Origin of the sequence: Ruegeria arenilitoris, assembly GCF_013030265.1 — a bacterium.
Lineage (GTDB): Bacteria > Pseudomonadota > Alphaproteobacteria > Rhodobacterales > Rhodobacteraceae > Ruegeria > Ruegeria arenilitoris_E.
This window is the reverse complement of sequence record NZ_WPZQ01000004.1, coordinates 131960-155941: the sequence shown is the minus strand read 5'-3', so window position 1 is coordinate 155941 and position 23982 is coordinate 131960. Positions and strand designations below refer to the sequence as shown.

The window sequence follows — 23982 nt, the reverse complement described above, 5'->3', positions numbered from 1 at the left end:
GGTTAGTTTCCTTCTTTCAAACCCATAAGCGCCGCGGCGAAGGGGTTGTCAGGGTCGATAGCCTTTTCCTTTTTGGGAGGCCGCGACGAGAAAGTCTTGGCGCCTTGAGGCTTGCCACCCTTCTTGCCCTGCGGTTTACCACGCCCTTCCTGAGGTTTGCCGCGCGGTTTGCCTTTGCCCTGCCCCTGCCGCTGTTCGCGGCGCGGACCACGATTGGCCTGACGCTGACGGCCCCAGGTAAAGGTGTAGAACACTTCGACCTCAGGCTCATCGGATGCGGGAGCCTCAGCTGGCGCTTCGGCGCTTTCGGTAGTCTCCGCTGGTGCTTCAGCGGGTGAAACGACTTCATCGCTCACGGATTCAGCTGCCGGTGTTTCCGCGGCTACGGATTGCTCCGCAGCTGCTTCCGCAGCGGGTTCAGGTGCCGCAGCCACTTCAGCCGGTACCGCTCTGGCCTTCTCACGCTCGCCCCGTTCGGCCTTATAGCCAAGCCCCTGCATCAGGTCAGCGAACTGCTCCAAAGTCATACCGGTGATGGACAGCATGTCGGGCTTGGCTTCGAACCCACCCCGGCTGTCTTCGGCGCGCAGCATGTCTGCCAGGCGTTCCAGCATGTCGATACGGATCGAACGATCTCCCGCATCGCGGTAGCCGCACATTGTGTCATAACCCTCGGGTGCGCCTTTGGCGACCGGCACTGTGACCAGACCAGGAGGAGGTGCTTCGGGGAACTCCTGCAAACCGCCAGCCAGCGCCCACAGTACCAAACGCAGGCGCGTCGGAGCGGGTTTCAGCAGTAGCGGCATGAAGATCGTGAATTGTCCAAACCGAATGCCATGCTTGCGCAGCGCACCGCGGGCATCCTGATCCAGATCTTTGACCTCTTGCGCGACACCTGCACGCGGCAGCACGCCCAGCGCCTCGACCATCCGGAACGCAAATCCCTTGGCCAGACCGCTCAGCTCCTCATCTCGCGACAGGTTCAACAGCGGCTCGAAAAGCGCTGCGATCTTGCGATCGATGAAATGTTGCAGGCGCCGCTGAACCTTCTGTTCAACTTCCGGGCCTGCAGCCTCATCCACAAATACTTCAACCACGGGCTTGAGCGGTTCGGCACCAGCAACCAGTTTCCCGACTGCGTATTCGCCCCACATCAGGCCGCCCTGATCAGTGAAATCAATTTCGGTATCGGGTGCATTGTAGAAGCGATCGGCACGCAGATGGAATTGCGGCGCGAGTGCTTGCAGAGATGCCGATTTGAGCGCTTTCGCCTCGGTTCCTTGCGCGCTTTTGTCCGGACTAAACCGGAACCCTTCCAGACGACCGACGAATTCACCTTCGACGGTCACTTCACCCTTGTCATTTACTTCGGCCAAAAGGGCCTCCTTCTGTTTGAGCCGGCGCAACAAAACGGACGTGCGCCGGTCCACAAATCTTTGAGTCAAACGTTCGTGAAGAGCGTCTGACAGCCTGTCTTCTACAGTGCGCGTTTCATCACGCCAATGAGATTCGTCACGCACCCAACCATTTCGTTGCGCAACATATGTCCAGGTGCGAATATATGCCAACCTTTTAGACAAAGCATCGATATCTCCGTCGGTTCTGTCGATTCGGCGGATTTGCCGCGCCATGAAATCATCGGGAATCGAGCCACGTTCGTGCAGGTACCCATAGATAACCTCGAGCAAACCGGCGTGTTCGGCATGGCTGATGCCGCGAAAATCGGGGATTCGGCACACATCCCACAGCAAACGGATCGATGGGCCATCGCTGGCACGCGCAGCGACCTCGGTTATCTGCGATAGCGATTTAAGCGCATTCAGATCATCAGCGGGCCTCGCCTTGATCAAATGTTCATCATTCGGACTGATCTCAAGCGAGTCGATCAACGCATCGATCGAACCAAATCGTAAAGCGGCATTCCGCCAGTTCAGCTTTTTCATCGGCGTGAACCGGCTGTCCATGATGGCCTGTGCAACACCTTCGTCCAGCGGGGGTGCCTCGCCCGTCACGCCAAAGGTACCATCAGACATGCCGCGCCCTGCCCGACCGGCGATCTGTGCCAACTCATTCGGGGCAAGCGGACGCATCCGTCGTCCGTCGAACTTGGTTAAGGACGAGAACGCCACATGATTCACATCGAGGTTAAGACCCATCCCGATGGCATCGGTGGCAACAAGATAGTCGACCTCGCCATTCTGATAGAGATCAACCTGTGCGTTCCGGGTCCGCGGGCTTAGTGCCCCCATAACGACTGCTGCCCCACCCTTTTGGCGACGCAGTAATTCAGCGATGGCATATACATTTTCAACAGAGAAACCGACAATCGCGCTGCGCGGCGGCATTCGGCTGATCTTTTTTGAACCAGCATAAACCAACTGAGACATGCGTTCGCGGCGAACAAACTGTGCCTCAGGCACCAGTGCCGCGATTGGGCCGCGCATCGTGTCAGACCCCAAAAACAGCGTCTCGTTTGTGCCGCGTGCACGCAACAGGCGGTCAGTAAAGACATGGCCGCGTTCAGGATCGGTACATAGCTGGATTTCGTCGATAGCTACGAAATCAGCGCCCATACCCTCGGGCATTGCTTCGACGGTACACACCCAATATTGGGTGCGAGGTGGAACGATCCGCTCTTCACCCGTAACCAAAGCGACGACAGACGGCCCTCGGATGGCAACAATCTTGTCATACACCTCGCGCGCCAAAAGACGCAGCGGTAGGCCGATCACACCTGTTCGGTGCCCCAGCATCCGCTCAATCGCGTAATGGGTTTTACCTGTGTTTGTCGGGCCGAGAACGGCCACGATTCGGGATGACCCGTTCACCTTTGCCCCCTGCCCCGGACCTTTAGAGTGCTTTGCCTTCGATCTGAGGCTTCAGCCGATTCACGGCATTGGTTACTTCTTCGTGATGAGGATGTATAGACAATGCTCGCGAATAGGCTTCGTACGCCTCTTCAGGCTGGCCGATCACTTCGAAAATCAAACCGAGGCCATAGATAGCTTCGTAATTATTGGGGTTTAGCGTCAGAGCGTACTCAAGATCAGCAACGGCCATGCCGAACCGCTCCAAACCAAAGAATGCTGATGCCCTAACATGCCAACCTTCGGCAAACTCAGGGGCGTGATCGGTAAGCGCGGTCAGATGGTCAAGCGCGGCGTCTATATCCCCATCATTCAGCGCCTCACGCCCTCTTTCCAGTAACAGATCCGCCGATGCGGAACCGGATTGCGACCATAGGGCCTGTAACTGCCGGTCAATGCTGATAGCCTGTTCGGGCGTGGCTTGTGAGAGTTGTTCCAACAGCGCAGTCTCGTCCCGCGAATCCGCCTGTTGCGCGAAACAACTGGTGGAAAACGTGACTATGACGGCAAGTGCCGCAACGGTACCTTTGAGATTGGAGATTGCAATGCTCATAACAATGTTCAGTGTAGCGTTGCGACCGGGGATGTCCATTCACGGCGCACAAACAAAATGAGGAAGACCATGAGCGAGATTCTTGAAAAGGCGGCAGCCGCGCTGAACGAAAAACTGGCAGGCGGTGATTTCGACGCATCTGCCAAATTCGCCATCGCGGATCTGGGCGCTATCGTTCTGGATGCGAACGGCGCCCGCGTGAGCGACGAAGAAGCAGACGTAACCCTGAGCGCGGACGCAGATACATTCGAACAAATCCTCAGCGGTGACCTGAACCCGACTGGTGCGTTCATGTCCGGCAAGCTGAGCGTTGACGGAGACATGGGAATCGCCATGAAACTCGCCTCGGTGCTGGCCTGATGGAAACGTCGCCGGCCCCCTTTTTTGAAGATGTGGCCGGCGGTCCTGCCGGTGGCAAAGCCCATTGGCTGACGACATCGGACGGAAAGCGCATCCGTGTGGGCCATTGGGTGCCCCAGGGTGAAGTCCAAGGCACGGTGATGATGTTCCCGGGCCGTACGGAATATGTCGAGAAATATGGCAACGCGGCTGGTGAGTTCACTGGTCGGGGATTTGCATTTCTGTCGATAGACTGGCGCGGTCAGGGTCTTGCTGACCGACTTTTGCACGATCATCGTATCGGCCACGTTGAACATTTCCCCGACTATCAGAAAGACGTTCAGGCTGTTTTGGGTTTGGCACGCAATCTGGATTTGCCAAAGCCATGGTATGTCATCGGACACTCTATGGGGGGCGCCATCGGGATGCGCGCGATTCTCGAAAACGATTGCTTCTCGGCTTGCGCCTTTACTGGCCCCATGTGGGGTATCTTTTTTACCCCCATCATGAGGCCGCTCAGTCGGCTGACCGCCTATTGGGGGCCACGTTTTGGATTGGGTGAGCGAACGCCACCGACGACTTCTTTGGAAAGCTATGTCGTTTCACAGCCTTTCGAAGGCAACGTACTGACCCGCGATCCGGAGATGTACAAAATGATGCAGGATCAGCTGGCCGCACATCCTGAGTTGGCCCTTGGTGCTCCATCTACCATCTGGTTGCGTGAGGCATTGGATGAATGCGCCTATCTGATGGCCCAACCTGCCCCCAACATGTCTTGCCTGACCTATCTGGGCAGTCACGAACAGATCGTGGATCGAAAAGCGATCCGTGCGCGCATGGCAAACTGGCCTCTCGGACGGTTGATCGAAATTCCAAATGGCGAGCATGAAGTCATGATGGAAGCCCCCGAGGTGCGCGGCCCGGTCTTTGAGGAGTTGGCGTCTCATTTCCTCTCCAGCCAGACTGAAAGTCAGCCTGAGGGGGCGGCGGCACGCTAACCCGGCTACAAGTCAGCACAAATCGACAGGCCGCTTGTGATCCTTGCGTCCTGTGCCTAGATGTTGCCCAAAGCAATTTTTCGAGGTGATCCATGCGCGACCTTCCCTTTCCCGTCCGTGACGCAAATGCCGCCGGGGGCGCCGACAATCTTGGCAACCTGCCGGAATGGGACCTGACAGATCTCTATGCATCGGAAGACGCGCCCGAACTGTCTCGCGATCTGGATTGGCTGGAACAGGAATGCGCATCGTTTGCCGCAGATTACGAGGGCAAGCTGGCCGATCTGGATGCCGAAGGTCTGCTGACCTGCGTTCAGCGCAATGAGAAAATCAATTCCATCGCCGGCCGCATCATGTCGTTTGCTGGTCTGCGCTATTACCAGCTGACCACGGATGCCGAACGTGCCAAATTCCTGTCGGACATGCAGGAAAAGATCACGATCTTCACCACTCCGCTGGTGTTCTTCACGCTCGAGATCAACCGCATCGACGATGACGTTCTGAAGGCCAATTTCGAAGCAAATTCAGACCTCGCACGCTATGAGCCTGTCTTCCGCCGCATCCGCGCGATGAAGCCCTACCAGCTCTCGGATGAGCTTGAGAAATTCCTGCACGACCTCGGCGTTGTTGGCGACGCATGGGAACGCCTGTTTGACGAGACCATCGCTGGCCTGACTTTCACAGTGGATGGCGAAGAGCTGAATATCGAAGGCACCCTGAACCTGCTGACCGAGCAGGACCGCGCCAAACGTGAGGCCGCCTCTCGCGAGCTGGCCAGCGTGTTTCAGGACAACATCAAGACCTTTGCCCGTGTCCACAACACGCAGGCTAAGGAAAAGGAAATCGTCGACCGCTGGCGCAATATGCCAACCGCGCAGACCGGTCGTCACTTGTCTAACGATGTCGAACCCGAGGTGGTCGAAGCCCTGCGCGAGGCCGTCGTTGCCGCCTACCCAAAGCTCAGCCATCGCTACTACGAACTGAAGCGTAAGTGGCTTGGTCTGGACGTCATGCAGGTCTGGGATCGCAACGCGCCGCTTCCGATGGAAGACACCCGCATCGTGGGCTGGGACGAAGCCGAGAAAACCGTGATGGACGCCTATAATGCGTTCGACCCGCGCATGGGCGAAATCGCAGCGCCGTTCTTTTCGAAAGGCTGGATCGACGCTGCTGTAAAACCGGGCAAGGCACCGGGCGCATTTGCGCATCCAACGGTCACCGAGGTGCACCCCTATGTGATGCTCAACTACCTGGGCAAACCTCGCGACGTGATGACGCTGGCGCATGAACTGGGCCACGGTGTTCATCAGGTTCTGGCCGCTGATCAGGGAGAGATGCTGTCATCGACGCCGCTGACGCTGGCTGAAACAGCATCTGTGTTCGGCGAAATGCTGACTTTCCGCAAAATGCTGGATCAGGCTGAAACCCCGGAACAGCGCAAAGTGCTGTTGGCAGGCAAAGTCGAAGATATGATCAACACGGTTGTCCGCCAGATCGCTTTCTACGATTTCGAATGCAAGCTGCACGCGGCGCGTCGGGAAGGCGAACTGACGCCAGACGACATCAACGCATTGTGGATGAGCGTTCAGGCCGAAAGCCTTGGGCCCGCGTTCGAATTCATGGATGGGTATGAGACTTTCTGGGCCTATATCCCACACTTCGTCCACTCGCCCTTCTACGTCTATGCGTATGCGTTTGGCGACGGCTTGGTGAACGCGCTCTACTCGGTCTACGCAAGCGGCTCTGAAGGGTTCGAGGACAAGTATTTCGAAATGCTGCGCGCCGGTGGATCAAAGCACCACAAGGAACTGCTTGCTCCGTTTGGCCTTGATGCCAGTGATCCCAAGTTCTGGGATAAGGGCCTGTCCATGATCTCTGGCTTCATTGATGAGCTTGAGGCGATGGAGGGGTGAACACCCAATCCACAGGGCGTTGGGCCGCATTGAAGTCGCGCCTGCGCCCTGCCCTAAACCGAATTCGCCGAACCGTGCCTAGGGGATGGCGGATCGTTGTGGGTATTCTGTTGATGATCGGCGGTGTGTTCGGATTTCTCCCCATTTTGGGTTTCTGGATGATCCCATTGGGCATCATGGTGGCAGCCATGGACATCAACCTGTACCGGCGATGGCGTCGGCAATCTCGCTAAGATTCTCTAGTTTTTCTCTTTGGATTTGGTCGTGAGGAATATGGCCAAAACGATCAACACAGCACCTATTGCAGCCATTGGCGTGATGGATGCCCCCAGAAACAGTGCTGAATTGATGAAGGTGAACACCACCGAAGCGGCGAACATCAAAGTTGCGGTCAGGGTCGATACCCGCGCTGCCGCTTCGTACCAAAGGTAATACGCCAGCGCCGTCGGTAACACGCCAAGAAGCACCAGAAAAACAATATCGTTTGCTGTTGGCATCTGAAATCCAAACAGTGAAAGCGGCAACAGAATAACGCCTGAACAGATGAATATCCCAAACAGGAAATTCAAACGTTCAGGAGTGGATTCAGAGGCTCTCATGGCCCGGCTGCTGGAAATCAGGAACACGGCCCAGCTCAATCCCGCACCGATCTCCATAAGGTCGCCCAATAAGGGCTCTCCCCCTCCCTGAAAATCGCGAAATACGGTCAGAAACACCCCGATTATGGCCAGCGCAGTCGCCAACACATCCGTCCTGCCAACTGGTGTGTCCGCAAAGAAATAGAGAAATACCAGAACGAAGAAAGGCGCTGTATTTTCCAGCACCATCGCGTTGGCGGCACCGGTATGCTCCAATCCGATGTGGAACAGAATGTAATTCACCACCGTCGACAACACAGCCAGACGAAAATTCCAATCCCCAAACCGGATCGAAACTGATGCCCCCATCGCACGCAACATGCAGTAGATTGCAAGTGCGGCGATGAACAGCCGGGTCGTTGCGATCTGCATTCCACCCAAATCGCTGGTCAGGTAGCGAACGATGACGCTGTGAGTGCCCCACAGGAACGCAGCCAAAAAACCAAGAACCAAACCGTTTTGCAGGAAGGATAGATGCTTGGCAGGGTTATCTTGCAAGGAGCCGCTCCGCTGGAATTTACTTCAACTGGCTGTCTTTTGACCCGCGCCGATTGATGCCGCTGCGGGCTTTGAATGTTCCGTCGCGTTCCTGCTGACAGTCCAGACACAGTTTCACACCGGGGATCGCATTGCGCCGCTTCTCGGGAATTGGCTCTTCGCATTCAGCACAATGGGTAAGGCTTTCGCCCACAGGGCGTTTTTGCGCCTGCATCCGTGCAAGCTCATCGGAAATTGACGCCTCAATCTGTTCACTTACCGCGCCATCGCGCGCCCACCCGCCAGCCATAGGGCACCTCCTGAATAGGTACCCGATAGGCTAGCCGAGCCTTGCCATCTAGCGCAAGTGAGTGGATCAGAGCGATACTGCCTGACTGAAAACCTGATCGATCATTTCTTGCGTTCCACGCGAGAACTCAAGTGGGCATGGATACTCCTCCCCCTCGCGAACCGACCTGCAAAACGCCTCGACCTGCAGTTTGTAGTGATCATCACCGGGGAAGCGCGTCACCAAAACCTCCAGACCTGGGCGATGCAGTTCAACCCGCGCCTCGCCAAAGACACGTGCGTTGAAAGGTGCTGTAAGACGGATCAGCCCGCCTTCGCCATGGAACACCATTTCCTGATGCGGGTGCATTCGGATGGAGACGTAGCTGGAATAGGTGAAATCGGGGAATTGCGCGCGGATTTCGGTGAAGATGTCGATGTCATCCTGCCAGCGGATTGCTGATTGTACCGAAACCGGTTCTTGCCCCGTAGCAAAACGTGTGCCGCCGATCACGTAGACACCAATGTCACGCAATCCGCCCCCACCCGTTTCGGCGCGGTTGCGGATGTTTCCGGTATCTGCCCGGTTGTCGAAGCTAAAGGCTCCGGTGACGTGTACCAGCTTGCCGATCGCGCCGTCTGCAATCAGTTTTCTTACCAACTGCCACTGTGGATGGTGCACGATCATGTATGCTTCTGCTGCGAGCAGACCGGTCTGGTTCCGCTTTGCGATCAGCGTGTCAAACTCCGGCGCCGTCATGGTCATTGGTTTTTCACACAGAACATGTTTTCCGGCCTCAAGCGCCTTCAGGCTCCATTCAACATGCAGGTGATTGGGCAGCGGAATGTAGACAGCTTCGATTTCAGGGTCAGCCAACAAGGCTTCATAGCTGTCATGCACCTGCAAATCAGGACAGAAGTCTAGGAATGGTTCGGCCTTCACGGGATCGGAAGTTGCCAGTCCTGCCAATCGTACACCACTTGCGGCGTGGATTGCTGGCGCCATGAACTGACGGGCAAATTTAGCTGCGCCAAGAATGCCCCACTGAACCGGTTTTTGCATGATATTCTCCCACGTGCGCTGGCAAAGTTTTTCGCTGCTTCCTTTCTAAAAATCGCAAAAGGACGCTGCGTCGGAACCTCTCTATCAACCAACCGACGCCAAGTCAGGCTTTTCTCGAAAATCTTCAGCCGTAAGCTGCCTTTACGTATTGGGAGGGATAACAGATGCGCAAATTTCTGAAATGGTTGGCAGCCATTGTCGTCTTGGCTGTGGTCGTCGGAGCAATCATATTCTTCGTGTTTCTGCCGCCTTACATCGAAGGCGCCCGGAACAATGTGATTGATCATGATCCCTATCCTGTATCGGATGATGCAAACGTGCTGCACGAAACACTGATTGTCGGCGATTTGCACGCAGATCCGCTCCTGTGGAGTCGCGATCTGACCGAGCGTGGAACACGAGGTCAGGTTGATATTCCGCGCCTGATTGAAGGCAATGTAGCGCTGCAGGTGTTTACTGCGGTGACCAAATCTCCGGCAGGGCAAAACTACGAAGCAAACTCAGCAGAAGCGTTCGACAACATCACCCTGTTGGCCATCGGCCAGCTCTGGCCTCTGCGCACATGGGACAGCCTGAAAGAACGTGCGATTTATCAGGCGGAAAAGCTGCACCAGTTCGAAGAAGCATCCGATGGTCACCTGAAAGTCATCAAGACCCGCGCAGATCTGGAGGAGGTTCTGCAGGCGCGCGCCAATGGAGAACAGGTTGTCGGAGGCATTCTGGGAATTGAAGGCGCCCATCCGCTTGAGGGCGATTTGAACAACCTCGACCCGATTTTCGACGCCGGTCATCGTGTATTCGGTCTGCAGCACTTTTTTGACAACGAACTCGGGGGATCCCTGCATGGGCAAGCGAATTCGGGGCTAACTGAATTCGGGCGCGAGGTCGTAGCTGAGCTTGCGCAACGACCTGTTGTCATCGATCTCGCTCACTCAAGCCCACAAGTGGCGCGAGATGTGTTGGATATGACTGATGTTCCGCTGATCGTAAGTCATGGCGGGTTGCATGGTTTCTGCCCAGTCAAACGCAACTATCCGGATGATCTGATGCAGGAAATTGCAGCAACCGGCGGTGTTATCGGCATGGGATACTGGGCGGATGTGACATGCGGAGATATTGCCCCGGCTGGAATTGCAAAGATGATCAAAGCAGCCATCGAAACGGTTGGGGAAGATCACGTTTCACTCGGATCAGATTACGACGGGTCGGTCGAGACCGCGTTTGATACTTCTGAACTTGCTGCCCTGACTTCAGCCCTGCTGGACGAAGGCCTGACTGAAGATCAGGTTCGCAAAGTCATGGGGGCAAACATGGTTCGGGTCTTTCGCCAGCAGCTCAACTGAACCCAACTTCCCCGTTACATATGCGCATAAGAAAACCGGCCTGAAACATCAGGCCGGTTTCTCAATTTGGGAGATATCTCAGACAGTGCCGAGCATACCTTTTTCACGTGCAAGTTCGCGCATCTTTTTCTGAAGCTTTTCAAAAGCACGAACTTCGATCTGGCGAATCCGCTCGCGACTGACGTTGTACTGGTTGCTCAGCTCTTCCAGTGTGACAGGCTGATCCATCAGACGACGCTGAGTCAGAATGTCCTTTTCGCGGTCGTTCAGCACATCCAGCGCTGCAGTCAGCAACTCGCGACGTGCATCCAGTTCATCGCGCTTCTCGTAGTCACCAGCCTGATCGGCATCTTCATCTTCAAGCCAATCCTGCCACTGCATGGTGCCTTCGCCTTCGGACCCTACAGTCGCGTTCAGCGAAGCATCCCCACCGGACATACGGCGGTTCATGCTGATGACTTCATCCTCGGTCACGCCCAGATCATTCGCGATCTGCTTGACGTTCTCAGGACGCAGGTCACCCTCTTCCAAGGCACCGATGCGAGCCTTGGCTTTGCGCAGGTTGAAGAACAGCTTCTTCTGCGCCGACGTGGTGCCAAGTTTGACCAATGACCACGACCGCAGGATGTATTCCTGAATCGAGGCGCGAATCCACCACATTGCGTAGGTTGCCAGACGGAAACCCTTTTCCGGATCAAACCGTTTCACGGCCTGCATCAGGCCAACGTTGGCCTCGGAAATCACCTCGGCCTGTGGCAGGCCATAGCCGCGATAGCCCATAGCGATCTTGGCCGCCAGTCGCAGGTGCGACGTGACCATTTTATGCGCGGATTCAGTGTCTTGCTCTTCGACCCAGCGCTTGGCCAGCATGTATTCTTCTTCCGGCTCCAGCAGGGGAAACTTGCGAATTTCCTGCATATAGCGGTTCAGGCCGCCCTCAGGCGTCGGCGCGGGGAGATTTGCGTAATTTGCCATGTTTCATGTCCCTCCGACAAATGTTTATAGCTTTAACATAGGATATGGGTGTCATACCCGGTCCGTTCAAGAGGTGCTGCTTAACAGTCTGAAATTAAGCTTTGGTAAAGGAAAGATAAGAAACTCTTACTCACGTCTGTTTGCGAATTATGACAGTGGTTCGCGCAGCTGAGCAATCAGATTTTCCATATCCGCAGGAAGTTCGGCCTCAAATCGCAAAACCTCGCCGGTTACCGGATGCTCAAAGCCCAAAACGGCTGCATGCAAGGCCTGACGAGGGAATCCGCGCACAGCCTCAGCAGTAGCGGCACTGAAGGCACGGGCAGCCAACTTTCGCTTACCGCCATAGACGGGATCACCAACCAATCCATGACCGGCATGGGCCATGTGCACGCGTATTTGATGGGTGCGACCGGTCTCAAGCCAGCATTCGATCAGCGATATGGTACCTGGAGCACCAAATGTCTCGACCACGCGCGCTCGTGTGACGGCATGGCGGCCACCATGGAACAATACCGCCTGTTTTTGTCTGTCGGTCTTGTGCCGCGCTAGCTGAGTGGTCAGACGCATGATGTTTCCGGGCTCGAAACTGACGCCCTTTACACCGCGCAAGCGAGGGTCATTGGCATCCGGCACACCATAACAAATGGCGCGATAATAGCGCTCAGCAGTGTGTGCCTCAAACTGAGCCGCCAGACCCTGATGGGCCGCGTCAGATTTGGCAACCACCAGCAACCCGCTGGTGTCTTTATCGATACGATGCACAATACCGGGCCGCTTTACGCCGCCCACACCGGAAAGATCCTCACCGCAATGATGCAGCAGTGCATTTACAAGTGTACCATTTGGTGAACCGGGCGCAGGATGCACCACCATACCAGCCGGTTTGTTGACGACGATCAGGTCCGCGTCTTCGAACACGATGTCCAAAGGAATGTTCTCGGGGCCGATATGGCTATCTTCTGCCTCGGCTACCGTGATTACCACCAAAGCCCCTTCGGCAATCTTGGCTTTGGGATCGCGGATCTCTGATCCGTCGATAAAAACCGCACCATCTTCGATCAAGCGAACCAACCGCGTCCTGGACAGGCTTTCCTCGGCTGGCACATCCCGCGAAAGCGCCTTATCAAGGCGGGGCGGCGGAGCGGCCGCGATCTGAAATTCTATCTGGCGAGTGCCCATGACTGTCCCTTCCGATCCCCAAGAACCGCAGGAAACGCCTCAGCTTCGCCTGCTGAGACGCATGGTCATGTTATTGACCGCGGTGATGATTGGCGGCGTTCTAGTGACATTTGCCTTGATTGTCATCCGCCTATCGGACCGGACACCCGCCCTGCCCGATCAGATCGAATTGCCGGATGGGGCCAAGGCGCAGGCACTGACCATTGGCAACAACTGGTACGCGGTCGTGACAGATGACAACCGCATTCTCATATTTGACAAAACGACAGGTCGTCAGAGACAGGAAATCACGATCGAATAAAGCGATGTACCAAGGCCGATTGTTTCAGTTTTTCAAAGCCAATTTCTGAAGCCGGCTGAAACGCCTCACACGCCGCGGGTTGAATAGCTTCGACACCTCCCCAGACAGTGGCCAAATCTCAGGCCAAACGGATGCAGGTCAGTATCATAAGTGACCGCGCGCCCGTGCGATCCTTTCGCACGCCGATAAATACACCTCAATCTGATGTTACAGATGGTTCTCGTTCACAGCATTGTTCTGGTTCGGTAACTGCACCCGCCTCCTGCTCAAAAAGTCAGAGTTTACTGCCGTATTTTTTGCGAGCGCTCCGTCGACCTCGACACGACGATTTTCAGATCGTCCAGCTTTTCAAAGAGCTTTCAGAACCTTCAAACAAATCTACGCTGAAAGCGGCGAGAACAGAACTGATCGGAAAGTAGTTCAATGCAGGTTGATGCAAGTCGCCATGTGTTCATGACGCAGAATGACCAATACTGTGGCTTCACGCGCTACCGCCGTACCGGCACATCATCATTTCGACACTGCTGTCTATTGTCGCCTTCATCTCGGAATGGCTCAGAACTGATCCGCTGAAGACCATGGGCCAGAAAGCCTTGGCCTTGATAAGACCAATGAGTTCCTTCCCGGCCTGCTCCGGATCATCGATACTCAGTTGGCCGTCTTCGGCCGCATCTTTCAGCATCGAAATGAAGATGGAAGTTTTGTCCAGCTTGCCTTGTGCAGCTGCCGCCAGTTCAGGATTGCGCATGGTTTCGCTGATAATCATACGCGACATGGCCATCACGTCCGGAGACATCAAAACACGCCCTTCGGCCCAGGCCAGCTCGGTCAGTTGCTCGCGAACATCACGCCCTTTCTGATAGCGAATCTCCAGTACTTCCGAAAAACGATTAGAAAGCTCGATCACGATCGATCGAAACAGGTTTTCCTTGCTTTCAAAGTACTTATACAACGTGCGCTTCGACACTTCGGCCCGTGCCGAAATGCGATCCATACTGGCTGCGACGAACCCCTTTTCCTGGAACTCTGCCACAGCCGCTTCGATGATCTGCGCGTGTTTCGACGCATTCGGAGCGTTGCATTCGTTCATGATCTCCACCTATAGACGCAATTCTCTTCGCTGGTCAAACCATGTGGTAAACTTATCAGTTTACAAACCTATATTCCGGGCTATTGTAAACGCGCCAGTTTACCGATTCAGGAAACCAGCGCGAACAGGAGAGTCCCCTCATGGCTTTGACTTTGAAACTGAATGGCGAGACCCACACGGTTGACGCCGAACCCGGCACGCCCCTGCTTTGGGTGATCCGGGATGAGCTTAAGCTGACCGGAACAAAATTTGGCTGCGGCGTAGCTTCGTGCGGCGCCTGCACCGTTCATATGGATGGCGAACCCATCAGATCCTGCCAGACCTACATCGAAGATGTCGAAGATGCCGAAATCACGACCATTGAGGCCGTGGGCGAAGACAAGATCGGCGCTGCCGTTCAGCAGGCGTGGGTCGAACTGGACGTCGTCCAGTGTGGCTACTGCCAGTCTGGTCAGGTGATGTCAGCCGTTGGTCTCTTGTCCGAAAACCCGAAGCCATCGGCTGAGGAAATCGACGAGTATATGTCTGGCAACGCCTGCCGTTGTGCCACCTATCAACGTATCCGCGCCGGCATTCAGCGCGCATCAGATATTCTGGAGGCCTGATCAATGACCATCAACACATCTCGCCGCGGTTTCCTGAAAGGCGCAGCTGCAGCGGGGGCTGTCCTGCTGATCGGTGCGCGCACTGACGGGGCATTGGCCGCCGCCTCTTCTGAGACTGCACAGCTAAACCCATTCGTGAAAATCGATGCTGATGGCACTGTGACAGCCATCGTAAAGCACTTTGAAAAGGGTCAGGGACCGGCAACCGGCCTGCCTACACTGATCGCCGAAGAAATCGGCCTGCGTATGGACCAGATCGAATACGAATTCGCTCCGTCCAACCCCGAGGTCTACAATAACCTGCTATTCGGCCCCTTCCAGGGCACCGGCGGTTCAACCGCAATGGCAAATTCGTGGTTGCAATATCGCCAGGCGGGCGCTGCAGCGCGTGAAATGCTGATCGCTGCCGCTGCTGCCGATTGGGGCGTCGATGCATCCGGCATCACAATCGAGGAAGGCATCATCAAGGCAGGAGACAAGTCAGCCCCGATTGGTGACTTCGTTGCTTCGGCAGCTCAGTTGGAGCCACCGGTCGAACCTCGTCTGAAGGCCCCGGCAGAATTCAAACTGATCGGGAACGAAGCTGTGCGCCGCAAGGATTCAGCAATCAAAGGTAACGGTCAGGCGATGTATGCCATGGATGTTCATCTGCCAAATCAGATGGTCGCCATGATCAAACGTCCGGAATCGCGCGGTGGTCTTGTCACCGGCTTCGACGACAGCGCATCGAAAGATGTTAAAGGCTACATCAGCGCTGCTGTGCTTCCCAATCAGGCCGGTGTCGCCGTCTACGCCGAAAACACCTGGGCCGCCATTCAGGCACGAGACGCGCTGGAAGTAGAGTGGGACCTATCCGCTGCCGAAACGCGCGACTCGGATCAGATTGAGGCCGAGATCATGTCGGCACTGGATGCCGAGCCAACCTACAACGTGAACAAGGCCGATGTAGCATCTGTTGCAGCCGCCATTGATGGCGCGGATACAGTTGTCGAAAAGACCTTCTACTTTCCGCTTCTGGCTCATGCACCGATGGAGCCGCTCAACTGCACGATCGAACAGACTGCAGATGGTAACATCGTACTGCATGACGGCAGCCAGATGCCGACAGGACCTCATATGGCGTATCAGCAGATCTTTGGTCTGCCGCCGGAGAAAATCCAGATCAATACGATGCTGGCTGGCGGATCGTTTGGGCGGCGCGCAACGCCGGATGCGGACTACCAGGTCGAAGCGGCGCTTGCCTTCGTCGTCACCGACCGTTCTCGCCCGGTCAAGCTCGTTTGGACGCGTGAGGACGATATCCGGAGCGGGTACTATCGCCCAGCCTTCGGCCACAAGGTCCGCATCGGCATTGATGAAGGTGGGAATATCGTCGGATGGCAGCATCAGGTTGCCGGACAGTCCATCATGAAAGGAACCGCATTCGAGTCGTTTGCGGTACATGACGGCGTGGATCACAGCTCGATCGAGGGTATCGCGGACAGCCCGTATCAGATCCCCGGAATGGCGTTGGGATTGACCGACACCCCAAAGGCGACTTCGGTCCTGTGGTGGAGATCGGTGGGCCACACACATACAGCTTACGTGATGGAGACCATGATGGATCTGGCAGCAAACGCGGCTGGCCGTGATCCGGTTGAATTCCGTCTGTCCCACTTGACGGATAGCGGTGACGCCGATCAGCAACGCAAAGCTGGTGTCCTGAAACTGGCAGCGGAAAAAGCCGATTGGGGCAACGTTCCCGAAGGGCGATCGCAGGGCATCGCCGTGCATAAGTCGTTTGGTTCTTATGTCGCCGAGGTGGTCGAAGTTTCAGGCGATGCGGAAGAAGGCATTCGCATCGAAAAAGTGACTTGTGCCGTCGATTGCGGAATCGCGGTGAATCCCGATGTCGTGCGTGCCCAGATGGAAGGTGGCATCGGATACGGAATCGGCCATGTCATGCGTGATCAGATCACCCTGACAGGTGGCTCTGTGGATCAGTTCAACTTCCCTGATTACGAGCCTCTGCGGATTGGTGATATTGCTGCAATTGACGTGCATATTATCCCATCAGCCGAAGCTCCTACTGGCGTAGGAGAACCGGGCACTCCACCTTCTGCACCAGCTCTGGCCAATGCCATCGCTAAACTGTCAGGCGTGCAGGTGACCAACCTGCCAATGGCAGAAAACGGCGTCAGTTTCGCCTGATGCATCATCAACCGCGCCGTATCCATGGATGCGGCGCGGTAATTCGTTGCCTGGAAAGATCCGGCAGCACCCACAAATCCCTCTAAAAGCAGAATTGTAGTGATCAAAGCTACTTAGCTTTGTGAGAGCGTTGATGTTTGGGAGATGGTACCGCCTCCCTGGCTTGAACAGGGGACCTCTGGATCCACAATCCAGCGCTCTAACCAACTGAGCTAAGGCGGCACTTGTGAGGGGCGATGTACCCAACGCGCACGGGGAATGCAAGAGGATTAAAGCTGAATTTTCCAGCTTTGTTCGACAAGATCGACACCAAAGGAATGGACTGGTTTGCTCTCCATCAACTGCCAACCATTCGCCCGATATAATGCACAAGCTGCCCGGTGACTTTCATGTGTCCAAAGGGCCATTTCACGGTATCCCGCCTGTCGGGCAAATCTCATGCAGGCCACCAGCAGGCGCCTACCCAGACCCAATCCTCGAGCTTCGGGAACCAAAAGGAACAACCTCAATTTCGCGGTATTCTCGCCAAGTGCGACGCAGAAAATGCTGCCCAGCCGCTCCCCTGCCCGCTCCGCGATCCATCCTTGTTCTCGCTTGGGGTCATGATCTGCAATGAACTCATCCAGAATACGCGCAACAAGCGGACCGAATGTATGGTCAAATCCTTCATCCTGCGCGTAAAGCGTGCCGTGCCTTTCGACCAGCCAAGGCGCATCATCGGGACGAAAAGGTCTGAGTACGATGTCATCCATGTTCCCATCAGACCCCATAGGCCGCTTGATTCTCAACCCGTTGCGCGCTAGCAGGAACGCTCAGTCCCCGGAGGCGAACATGAGCATCAACACCGAACGCGACATCGAAGCAAACCTGCAGATTGGTCCAACCGACCATGGCATGGTGCGCCTGTTCATCGAGGCGGACAATCTTGAAATTCCCATGGATTTCGACCCCGAAGAAGCTGAAGAAATCGCCGAGGAAATTCGTGCGGCTGCTCAGGCAGCGCGGGCCGTTAAAGACTGACCTCTTAGACGCGGGGGTCTCGCAGTGTTTGCAACCTGCGTGCCGCATCTGTTGCAAACTTCTGAATCATTTTCTTTCGGCGCGCCGGGGCCACTTTGGCCTCTGGTCCCATACGGATTATCTCTGCGTCATAGGCATCCGCAATGATCAGACCTGTTTCAGGCGGCAGCAGATCCACCGGAAACTCGGTATCGACGGCCCAAAAGAATCGGTCACACCATTCCAGATAGCCCTGCCATTTGGAATCCGACTGATAATCAGCTCGACCGGATTTACATTCAATCACCCATAGCTCACCTTTGGGACCCAGCCCCATTACGTCCACGCGCAAACCGCGGGCAGGAACAAATTCTTCAATCGAAACATAACCATGGGTCGTCAGGTGCCGTGAAACACCTCGGGCCAGTTTTTGTCCGGGTTGCAGATCTAGCATCATCCGACGAATGTGAACAATTGGTGAACAAAAATCAAGCCCAGACACCCCCTTGACATGATACCATTTAGTATCCCATTAATATGATACCTAATGGTATCTCAATGAGGTTTACCATGAATACACAGACCCAAAACGCGTTCCGCGCTCTTGCGGATCCAACCCGTCGGGACATCGTTCAGATGCTTGCGGTCAAGGATATGACCATCGCGCAACTGACAGATCGTTTCGATATGACCCGTGCCGCTGTCAAAAAGCACCTGACGGTACTGTCGGACGGCGGGCTTATTTCGGTTGAAGCAAGAGGCCGGGAACGCATCAACCGACTTGAACCACAGGGCATGGCCCCTGTTCTGGACTGGCTCAGCTACTTCGACCAGTTCTGGGATGAACGCCTGGCCGATCTCAAGAAAGCTATTGAAGGAACCCAGAAATGACCCAAGCAGTATTGCAGAAATCGATCTTTTTACGCGCCACTCCGGAAACGGTATGGGATTATCTGACAAAGCCCGAGCGGTTGGCCGAGTGGTTTCACAAACCAGAGCGCCCACTTGCGACAGGACAAAAGCTTGAGATGTACGGGACAACCAGCGGCGACCTTCTGATCAGGGGTGAAGTACGCGAGGCGCGACCGCCCGAATATCTGGAATATACTTTCACAGTTAAACCGATGGGCGACGCCGTTAGCACCGTCAAATGGACACTGGAGCCCGTGGCCGGAGGTACGCGCCTAGGATTGGTGCACGAGGGCCTGCCTCAGAGCGCAGAAGCCTTTGGTCTGATCCTGTCGCTGGATAGTGGCTGGGATGAGCATTTCGTCAAAATGCGCACTGCCTTACACGAAACCGTTGATGCGTGACCCCTTGTGCAAACCCGCCGCACACCCTACTTAGGCGCGTGGCGGGTTCTGCCCTTCTCGTGACAGGCAGCATTCCGGTGGCCTTAAGCAATTCCGAGGGAGCTGGCTCTGTTCAGGTCCTGGCCTGATTACCTGGCGCCCACCTGTATATACAGGTCCTCGGGAATCAAAGCCCCACGGTTGACTGGTGGTCCCGCCACATTTTCCTTGAAAATCAGCGCGCTGATTTCGCCTCTTGCTTGACGACAGCTGGTTCAAAGCTGTGCACAACAGGCGATCCACGACGCGGTCCGCCGGGCTTTTCGGCCATGCTCATGATCTTGTAGCCGAACTGAACGCCAGCAAAAACGATCCCGTTCATGAACCAGATCATCGCCAACGCGATCAGGCCGATTTCAGAACTGGTGATCAGGTGACGTAGATTTGCGACGTTCAGGGCCAGTAGCACCCCGACAAACACAGCCGAGATAACAAAACCCCAGGCGACTTGCGTGATGTACAGGCGGATCAGTTTGGGCATGATGAACCTCATTGCGCTATGACATTCAGGTTAGCGCATATCTGGTTCGGGTAAAGGCGTCAGAATGCCTCGGGCTGCGCCTCACGCGCCATGTGATCCAGCACCGCGTTGACGAATTTCGGCTCTTTCCCTTCAGGGAAAAACGCGCGTGCGACGTCGACAAATTCTGTGATGACAACTTTGGGGGGCGTGTCGCTCTGCGTCAACTCGGCCCCGGCTGCCCGGAACAGTGCGCGCAAAGTCGGATCAATCCGGGAAATCGGCCATTTCGCCACCAGCGCTCGGTCGGTCATCTGATCGATTGGCGCCTGATAGTTCACAGCATCATCCACGAGCTTGCGGAAAACGCTGATGTCACCATCCAGCATTTCCTCACCCTCATAGACAGCGCCGAACCGGTGATCCAGAAACTCGTTTACAACCTGCTCGGTCGTTTGCCCGGACTGCTCCATCTGGAACAGGGCCTGCACGGCATAGAGCCGCGCGGCAGACTTCATAAGGCGTTTCTGATTGGCCGGCTTCGGCGCGTCGGTCTGGGTCATGCTGTCGTGGGTCCGTTGCTGTCGCCCGCCACAAGGATGGACTCGGACGGCGGCTTGAATCCGACGCCCTTTTTGGAAGAGCCCCACTTACGGCTGAGCGCGATCAGATGCAAGGCCGCAGCAGCGGCTCCTCCACCTTTATTCATCTTTTCGGGATTTGCGCGGACTTCGGCCTGATCGTCATTTTCGACGGTTAGGATACCATTGCCGATGCACAGCCCCTGAAGGCCCATCAACTGGATCGCATGGCTGGAATCGTTACAGACAGTCTCGTAATGCGTGGTCTCACCGCGAATGACGCAGCCCAGCGCGACATAGCCGTCAAAGTTGCACTGGCGATCAGCCATTGCAATGGCGGTGGGGATTTCCAGCGCACCGGGCACCTCAACGACTTCGCATGTGCCGCCTGCCGCTTCGATCTCGGCCTTGGCACCAGCTACCAGATTGTCCGCAACGGCACGATAGAACGGCGCCACAACGATCAGCAGTTTCACCGGCTTGTCGAATGTCGGTGTCGGCAGCACGCCGTGTTTGTCTTGTTCAGCCACGATCAGTCATCCTTGAGAATTGAGCGGGTCCCCACAATCGACAGCCCAAAGGCATCGAGGCCCAGATATACGGTTTCCGGCGAGTCGGTCAGCAATACGAGTTCCTGAATGCCCATCTTCGACAGAATCTGCGCACCCAGACCGGTTTGTTTGATAGTGCGCGGTCCTTCGTCATCCGCTGCATAAAGCGAGTTGCGCGGCTGGCGGAAAAGGCAAACAACGCCGCGGCCTTCGGCTGCAATCTTTTCCATTGCCCGCGGCAACTCCTGCGGGGATTTCGGCCCGAGCCCCAGAATATCCGGTGCCTCATGCAGCGCATGGGTCCGGGTCAGTACCGGCTCGGGCGTGGTGATGTCGCCCTTGATCATGACCACATGCTCAATGCCGTGTGTCTGATCGGTGAACAGCCGCATCTCCCACTCGCCGCCATATTCCGAGGTGACCATCTCACGCGATGTCTCAACCACGAGATTGTCGTTGCGGGACCGATAGCTGATCAGATCGCTAATCGTGCCGATCTTCATGTCGTGTTCTTTGGCAAAAGCAACCAGATCGGGCAAACGCGCCATGGTGCCGTCAGGCTTCATGATCTCGCAGATCACACCCGAGGGGTTCAGCCCCGCCAGCCGCGAGATATCTACCGCAGCTTCGGTATGTCCGGCCCGAACCAGCACCCCTCCCCGCTTGGCGCGAAGCGGGAAAATATGACCGGGCGTTGCGATTTGAGCCATGGTGTTCTGCTCATTGATGGCGGTCGCAACAGTCAGCGCCCGGTCGGCAGCCGAGATGCCTGTAGACACGCCCTCACGGGCCTCGATGGAAACAGTGAACGCGGTCTCATGGCGGGACGAGTTGTTCACAGCCATCATCGGCAATCCAAGACTGTCAATCCGCTCCGCCGTCATGGGCAGACAGATGAGACCCCGGCCATGGGTAGCCATGAAGTTGATGGCATCCGCATCCGCAAACTCTGCTGCGATGACCAGGTCGCCTTCGTTCTCACGATCCTCATGATCGACCAGGATGTACATCCGGCCTTTGCGTGCCTCTTCGATGATCTCTTCGATCGGGCTGATCGCATCACGCAGCTGGGCCTCGACCGGTCCGGGTGTTTCAAAGCTCATTGGGCAGCCTTTCGCAGAGCATGTGTTGCTGCGCGGGATAGACCAGTACGGCGCCAAACACCAGACCACAGACGCAACGGCGGCATATGATCACTGTTTCCAACCGATGCCGTCGTCACCCGACCAGAGGCATGGGCATCTGAGTAGCACCCACCGGACAAGCCGAGTGCCCCACAAACGGAACAGTCCCGGCAAATAGCAACCGCGTGCTGAACGATCTCTCAACCCAGAATTGGCGACGCATGAAATACTCTGGGTGCAATAGGAAGTGCCCGCAATACTGTGTTCGAAATGGAAACACAGCGTTCTCGCATGCCCCAGAATAGCCCAACTCTGGCCCTCGCCGGGCCAAAGTATGAACGCACCTTAGGCAGGCGTTCAAACTCGGTCGTCATGTGTGGGCATAATAGATGAATAGTGCTGATGTCTTTAACCAGCCATCTCAGGCAAATGGTCTGTTCTCATCTATCCTGCGGAACAGGTTGTTGCTGATCATTATTGCCCTTCACGTGATTGGAGGCGCAGTCATAAGCCATTACGCAGGCCTGCCGTATTGGACTGTATTGGGTTACAGCCTTATCGAGATCGTGGGACGCCTGATCAAATATGCCATCGTTATTGGGGCCATATTCTTTGTCTTCAGGTTCGTATACGCCGCGATTTGGATCAGACCCGCAAAACCCATTCAATGGATGATGCAGGATACGCGCAAGTACATCGCAAGGAACATAACTCTGGTCGACGGCACCGTGTGTTTTTTATCCATCGGCTTTTTGATTACCAGCTTCACCTGCCTTAAAAACATCATCGTCCTGATAAACCCGTTTTCGTGGGACCCATTCTTTGCTGAACTGGATCGAACCCTGCACGGTGGCTATGACGTTTGGCTGCTGTTGTGGCCGGTGTTCGGGAACACCACTCTGACGACGGTGCTGAATGTCGCCTATCATCTATGGTTCGCGCTGATCTATCTGACCTTGTTTGCCGCCTGTTTTGACAAGCGCGACACGCAGCGCGGAATGACCTATCTAGTGGCCTTTGCTTTGGTGTTCATTGTTGGGGGCAACTTGCTGGCCACAGTCTTTGCATCAGTCGGTCCAGTCTACTACGAGCATTTCGGATTTGGGGACACCTACGCCCAGCAAATGCAAAACCTGTATGATCTTGATCGGATAAGCCCCGTCTGGGCCCTGCAGGTTCAGGAAAGGCTATTGGCCGAATTCAGCGGTGGGGGTGTGATAAAGGGCATATCTGCCATGCCCAGCATGCACGTGGCATCCAGCGTGCTCATGGCGCTTTTCGCCTTCCAATATTCTCGCTGGCTGGGCTGGGCATTTACGATTTTCGCCATCATGATCCAGATCGGATCGGTCCACCTAGCGTGGCACTATGCTGTCGATGGCTATCTGGGAGCGATAATCGCGTTGGCGTGCTGGTGGCTCGCCAACGCGTTGACCAAAAGGTATTATTCTGCGCCTGCGTTAGCACTTGCAAGCCGCGCGACATAACGCGCCAGAGTGTCAATCTCCAGATTGATCCGATCGCCGACCGCGACATCACCCCAAGTTGTGACCTCTTTGGTGTGTGGAATAAAGTTGATTCCAAACTCGCGGCCTTCCACGTCGTTCACAGTAAGGGATGTTCCGTTCAACGCCACAGATCCCTTGGGGGCGATAAAGCGGGCCAGATCAGCGGGGGCCTGCAGCACAACCCGTGTACTGTCCCCCTCGTCCTCTACCGACACCACATCAGCTACGCCGTCCACATGGCCTGAAACGATATGCCCCCCAAGTTCGTCGCCAACCTTCAGGGCGCGTTCGAGGTTTACCCGCTTTCCAACCTGCCACTTGTCGAGATTGGTTTTTGAAACCGTTTCAGCACTGATCTGCACGTCATACCAGTCATCACCCAGAGCGATGACAGTCAAACAGACGCCATCGCTGGCAATTGACGCGCCGATATCAATCGTTGCCGTGTCATAGTCGGTTCGGATCCGAGCTCGAAGATCGCCCTGCTGTTCCAGCTCGACGATTGTACCGATGTCGGTGACGATCCCTGTAAACATTCTGTTAACCCTCTGAGCCTAGCTTGTTTCTGATATCAACGCCGAGGTA

The 23982-nt window shown here is 55.7% G+C and carries 27 protein-coding genes and 1 tRNA gene; 12 read left to right on the top strand and 16 right to left on the bottom strand.

Going from position 1 to position 23982, the window contains the following annotated elements:
* Positions 1 to 2: 2 nt before the first annotated feature.
* Both GOX61_RS08440 and GOX61_RS08435 read right to left on the bottom strand, forming a co-directional pair.
* Positions 3 to 2828, bottom strand: coding sequence for a helicase-related protein (locus GOX61_RS08440; protein WP_170332842.1), 2826 nt, complete (start codon positions 2826 to 2828; stop codon positions 3 to 5).
* Between the two features lie 22 nt (positions 2829 to 2850).
* Entirely contained in the window at positions 2851 to 3420 is a 570-nt protein-coding gene (locus tag GOX61_RS08435) for a tetratricopeptide repeat protein (RefSeq protein ID WP_209016008.1), read from the bottom strand.
* 69 nt (positions 3421 to 3489) lie between these two features.
* Here GOX61_RS08435 and GOX61_RS08430 point away from each other — a divergent pair, with 69 nt between their 5' ends.
* The 4 genes from GOX61_RS08430 to GOX61_RS08415 all read left to right on the top strand — a co-directional run bounded on the left by GOX61_RS08430 (position 3490) and on the right by GOX61_RS08415 (position 6903).
* Entirely contained in the window at positions 3490 to 3780 is a 291-nt protein-coding gene (locus GOX61_RS08430; RefSeq protein WP_155143473.1) for an SCP2 sterol-binding domain-containing protein, read from the top strand.
* The gene (locus GOX61_RS08425; protein ID WP_170332841.1) at positions 3780 to 4757 is read left to right on the top strand and encodes an alpha/beta fold hydrolase; all 978 of its coding nucleotides are present in this window, start codon (positions 3780 to 3782) and stop codon (positions 4755 to 4757) included. Before GOX61_RS08430 ends, GOX61_RS08425 begins: the two co-directional genes overlap by 1 nt.
* Before the next feature lie 92 nt (positions 4758 to 4849).
* Positions 4850 to 6670 carry a M3 family oligoendopeptidase gene (locus GOX61_RS08420; protein WP_170332839.1) on the top strand — a complete coding sequence of 607 codons (1821 nt, stop codon included), beginning with the start codon at positions 4850 to 4852 and terminating at the stop codon, positions 6668 to 6670.
* The gene (locus tag GOX61_RS08415; RefSeq protein WP_170332837.1) at positions 6667 to 6903 is read left to right on the top strand and encodes a hypothetical protein; all 237 of its coding nucleotides are present in this window, start codon (positions 6667 to 6669) and stop codon (positions 6901 to 6903) included. The genes GOX61_RS08420 and GOX61_RS08415 overlap by 4 nt, the downstream gene beginning before the upstream one ends.
* A 6-nt stretch (positions 6904 to 6909) precedes the next feature.
* Here GOX61_RS08415 and GOX61_RS08410 read toward each other — a convergent pair whose 3' ends face one another.
* The 3 genes from GOX61_RS08410 to GOX61_RS08400 form a co-directional block, all read right to left on the bottom strand.
* Positions 6910 to 7806 carry a DMT family transporter gene (locus GOX61_RS08410; protein ID WP_170332835.1) on the bottom strand — a complete coding sequence of 299 codons (897 nt, stop codon included), beginning with the start codon at positions 7804 to 7806 and terminating at the stop codon, positions 6910 to 6912.
* A 19-nt stretch (positions 7807 to 7825) separates the two neighbouring features.
* On the bottom strand, positions 7826 to 8095 hold the full coding sequence (locus GOX61_RS08405; RefSeq protein WP_155143466.1) for a DksA/TraR family C4-type zinc finger protein: 270 nt from the start codon (positions 8093 to 8095) through the stop codon (positions 7826 to 7828).
* 66 nt (positions 8096 to 8161) lie between these two features.
* Positions 8162 to 9136 carry a Gfo/Idh/MocA family protein gene (locus tag GOX61_RS08400; protein WP_170332833.1) on the bottom strand — a complete coding sequence of 325 codons (975 nt, stop codon included), beginning with the start codon at positions 9134 to 9136 and terminating at the stop codon, positions 8162 to 8164.
* A 164-nt stretch (positions 9137 to 9300) separates the two neighbouring features.
* Here GOX61_RS08400 and GOX61_RS08395 point away from each other — a divergent pair, with 164 nt between their 5' ends.
* Positions 9301 to 10479, top strand: a complete 1179-nt coding sequence (locus GOX61_RS08395; protein ID WP_170332831.1) for a dipeptidase — start codon at positions 9301 to 9303, stop codon at positions 10477 to 10479.
* A 78-nt stretch (positions 10480 to 10557) separates the two neighbouring features.
* On the opposite strand, the gene rpoH is transcribed toward GOX61_RS08395, so the two are convergent.
* Positions 10558 to 11454: an RNA polymerase sigma factor RpoH gene (gene rpoH, locus GOX61_RS08390; protein WP_170332829.1), complete on the bottom strand. Its 897-nt coding sequence runs from the start codon at positions 11452 to 11454 to the stop codon at positions 10558 to 10560.
* 147 nt (positions 11455 to 11601) lie between these two features.
* Entirely contained in the window at positions 11602 to 12636 is a 1035-nt protein-coding gene (locus GOX61_RS08385) for an RluA family pseudouridine synthase (RefSeq protein ID WP_170332826.1), read from the bottom strand.
* Between GOX61_RS08385 and GOX61_RS08380 the strand changes: the two genes are divergently transcribed.
* On the top strand, positions 12635 to 12937 hold the full coding sequence (locus GOX61_RS08380) for a DUF6476 family protein (RefSeq protein WP_155143457.1): 303 nt from the start codon (positions 12635 to 12637) through the stop codon (positions 12935 to 12937). The two genes, GOX61_RS08385 and GOX61_RS08380, sit on opposite strands and share 2 nt — an antisense overlap.
* 481 nt (positions 12938 to 13418) lie before the next feature.
* Here the strand turns inward: GOX61_RS08380 and GOX61_RS08375 are convergent, their stop codons facing one another.
* On the bottom strand, positions 13419 to 14027 hold the full coding sequence (locus GOX61_RS08375; RefSeq protein ID WP_170332824.1) for a TetR/AcrR family transcriptional regulator: 609 nt from the start codon (positions 14025 to 14027) through the stop codon (positions 13419 to 13421).
* A 140-nt stretch (positions 14028 to 14167) separates the two neighbouring features.
* Between GOX61_RS08375 and GOX61_RS08370 the strand changes: the two genes are divergently transcribed.
* Both GOX61_RS08370 and GOX61_RS08365 read left to right on the top strand, forming a co-directional pair.
* Positions 14168 to 14632, top strand: coding sequence for a (2Fe-2S)-binding protein (locus tag GOX61_RS08370; protein WP_170332823.1), 465 nt, complete (start codon positions 14168 to 14170; stop codon positions 14630 to 14632).
* A gap of 3 nt (positions 14633 to 14635) precedes the next feature.
* Positions 14636 to 16822 carry a xanthine dehydrogenase family protein molybdopterin-binding subunit gene (locus tag GOX61_RS08365; RefSeq protein WP_170332821.1) on the top strand — a complete coding sequence of 729 codons (2187 nt, stop codon included), beginning with the start codon at positions 14636 to 14638 and terminating at the stop codon, positions 16820 to 16822.
* Between the two features lie 145 nt (positions 16823 to 16967).
* On the opposite strand, the gene GOX61_RS08360 is transcribed toward GOX61_RS08365, so the two are convergent.
* Together GOX61_RS08360 and GOX61_RS08355 are read right to left on the bottom strand one after the other, a co-directional pair.
* Positions 16968 to 17044, bottom strand: a tRNA-His gene (locus GOX61_RS08360).
* Between the two features lie 47 nt (positions 17045 to 17091).
* The gene (locus GOX61_RS08355) at positions 17092 to 17574 is read right to left on the bottom strand and encodes a GNAT family N-acetyltransferase (RefSeq protein WP_170332819.1); all 483 of its coding nucleotides are present in this window, start codon (positions 17572 to 17574) and stop codon (positions 17092 to 17094) included.
* 79 nt (positions 17575 to 17653) lie between these two features.
* On the opposite strand from GOX61_RS08355, the gene GOX61_RS08350 reads away from it, so the two are divergent.
* The gene (locus tag GOX61_RS08350) at positions 17654 to 17842 is read left to right on the top strand and encodes a DUF6324 family protein (RefSeq protein ID WP_155143447.1); all 189 of its coding nucleotides are present in this window, start codon (positions 17654 to 17656) and stop codon (positions 17840 to 17842) included.
* A 4-nt stretch (positions 17843 to 17846) separates the two neighbouring features.
* Here the strand turns inward: GOX61_RS08350 and GOX61_RS08345 are convergent, their stop codons facing one another.
* Positions 17847 to 18278, bottom strand: coding sequence for an MmcB family DNA repair protein (locus GOX61_RS08345; RefSeq protein ID WP_155143445.1), 432 nt, complete (start codon positions 18276 to 18278; stop codon positions 17847 to 17849).
* A 113-nt stretch (positions 18279 to 18391) separates the two neighbouring features.
* Between GOX61_RS08345 and GOX61_RS08340 the strand changes: the two genes are divergently transcribed.
* Positions 18392 to 18712, top strand: coding sequence for an ArsR/SmtB family transcription factor (locus GOX61_RS08340; RefSeq protein ID WP_170332817.1), 321 nt, complete (start codon positions 18392 to 18394; stop codon positions 18710 to 18712).
* The gene (locus GOX61_RS08335; protein WP_170332815.1) at positions 18709 to 19134 is read left to right on the top strand and encodes an SRPBCC family protein; all 426 of its coding nucleotides are present in this window, start codon (positions 18709 to 18711) and stop codon (positions 19132 to 19134) included. Before GOX61_RS08340 ends, GOX61_RS08335 begins: the two co-directional genes overlap by 4 nt.
* 214 nt (positions 19135 to 19348) lie before the next feature.
* On the opposite strand, the gene GOX61_RS08330 is transcribed toward GOX61_RS08335, so the two are convergent.
* Genes GOX61_RS08330 through ribB form a run of 4 tightly spaced genes read right to left on the bottom strand, consistent with a single transcriptional unit; the run spans position 19349 to position 21868 of the window.
* The gene (locus tag GOX61_RS08330; RefSeq protein ID WP_155143439.1) at positions 19349 to 19654 is read right to left on the bottom strand and encodes a hypothetical protein; all 306 of its coding nucleotides are present in this window, start codon (positions 19652 to 19654) and stop codon (positions 19349 to 19351) included.
* Between the two features lie 59 nt (positions 19655 to 19713).
* Entirely contained in the window at positions 19714 to 20196 is a 483-nt protein-coding gene (nusB, locus tag GOX61_RS08325) for a transcription antitermination factor NusB (RefSeq protein ID WP_170332813.1), read from the bottom strand.
* Positions 20193 to 20744 (bottom strand): 6,7-dimethyl-8-ribityllumazine synthase, encoded by a 552-nt coding sequence (locus tag GOX61_RS08320; protein WP_170332812.1) that lies wholly within the window; start codon positions 20742 to 20744, stop codon positions 20193 to 20195. The genes nusB and GOX61_RS08320 overlap by 4 nt, the downstream gene beginning before the upstream one ends.
* Positions 20745 to 20746: 2 nt before the next feature.
* Positions 20747 to 21868 (bottom strand): 3,4-dihydroxy-2-butanone-4-phosphate synthase, encoded by a 1122-nt coding sequence (ribB, locus tag GOX61_RS08315; RefSeq protein WP_155143433.1) that lies wholly within the window; start codon positions 21866 to 21868, stop codon positions 20747 to 20749.
* Positions 21869 to 22278: 410 nt separating this feature from the next.
* Between ribB and GOX61_RS08310 the strand changes: the two genes are divergently transcribed.
* On the top strand, positions 22279 to 23376 hold the full coding sequence (locus GOX61_RS08310; RefSeq protein WP_254436803.1) for a phosphatase PAP2 family protein: 1098 nt from the start codon (positions 22279 to 22281) through the stop codon (positions 23374 to 23376).
* On the opposite strand, the gene GOX61_RS08305 is transcribed toward GOX61_RS08310, so the two are convergent.
* Positions 23334 to 23933, bottom strand: coding sequence for a riboflavin synthase (locus tag GOX61_RS08305; RefSeq protein WP_170332810.1), 600 nt, complete (start codon positions 23931 to 23933; stop codon positions 23334 to 23336). The genes GOX61_RS08310 and GOX61_RS08305 overlap by 43 nt on opposite strands.
* Positions 23934 to 23982: the final 49 nt, after the last annotated feature.